We start from the raw sequence: 1,116 nt of genomic DNA on the forward strand, positions 1-1,116 counted from the left end.
CGTAAATCCTCCTCGAAATCCCCCTCTTTTGCAGCACTCAAGGCCTTCTCGAACCTTGTGGGCGATGTTCGTCTCGTTGCCCGATCACGTCCAGTGAACAGATCTTTAATATTCGTATTAGATCTAAATAAATCGATATTTATTCTTTTTAATCATCCGCAAATGCAGGCACAGTCGAGCTCAACAAGCACTCATCAGGAGCAGCACCATGAGCCTCAGACTGGGCGATATCGCCCCCGACTTTGAACAGGATTCCAGCGCCGGCACCCTTCGTTTCCACGAGTGGTTGGGCGATAGCTGGGGCGTGCTGTTTTCCCATCCGGCGGACTTCACCCCGGTATGCACCACTGAACTGGGCTTTACCGCCAGGCTCAAGGATGAGTTTTCCAAACGAGGGGTGAAAGCCATTGCCCTGTCGGTCGACCCGGTGGACTCGCACCACAAGTGGATCGAAGACATCAACGAAACCCAGAACACCCTGGTCAACTTCCCGATTCTTGCCGACGCCGACCGCAAGGTCTCGGACCTTTACGACCTGATCCATCCCAATGCAAACGACACCCTGACCGTGCGTTCGTTGTTCGTGATCGATCCGAACAAAAAGATTCGACTGACCATCACGTACCCGGCGAGTACCGGCCGCAACTTCCACGAAATTCTGCGGGTGATCGACTCGCTGCAACTCACCGACCACTACAAAGTGGCCACCCCGGCCAACTGGCAGGACGGTGATGAAGTGGTGATCGTGCCGTCGCTCAAGGATGAGGATGAAATCAAGCAGCGCTTTCCCAAGGGCTATCGCGCGGTGAAACCATATTTGCGCCTCACGCCGCAGCCGAACCGGTAAGCATGATCGTTCCCACGCTCTGCGTGGGAATGCAGCCCGTGACGCTCCGCGTCACTGGACGCRGAGCGTCCCTAGAGGCATTMCCACGCWGAGCGTGGGAACGATCATGCTTACCGGTTCGGCTGCGGCGTGAGGCGCAAATATGGTTTCACCGCGCGATAGCCCTTGGGAAAGCGCTGCTTGATTTCATCCTCATCCTTGAGCGACGGCACGATCACCACTTCATCACCGTCCTGCCAGTTGGCCGGGGTGGCCACTTTGTAGTGGTC

The 1,116-nt window shown here is 56.2% G+C and carries 1 protein-coding gene and 1 pseudogene; one reads left to right on the top strand and one right to left on the bottom strand.

The genetic code is table 11. The annotated features are described in order from the left end of the window. The first annotated feature begins 208 nt into the window (after window positions 1-208). Window positions 209-847 (top strand): peroxiredoxin, encoded by a 639-nt coding sequence (locus AC1DSG_RS31300; protein WP_477794314.1) that lies wholly within the window; start codon window positions 209-211, stop codon window positions 845-847. 110 nt (window positions 848-957) lie between these two features. Here the strand turns inward: AC1DSG_RS31300 and AC1DSG_RS31305 are convergent. Next, window positions 958-1,116: pseudogene (locus tag AC1DSG_RS31305) on the bottom strand (peroxidase); the annotation flags it as partial.

The organism is Pseudomonas sp. P5_A12, from assembly GCF_056400685.1.

Bases quoted from the DNA above. Each gene is read 5' to 3' on its own strand.
- AC1DSG_RS31300 (WP_477794314.1), top strand. From the start codon at position 209: ATGAGCCTCAGACTGGGCGATATCGCCCCCGACTTTGAACAGGATTCC.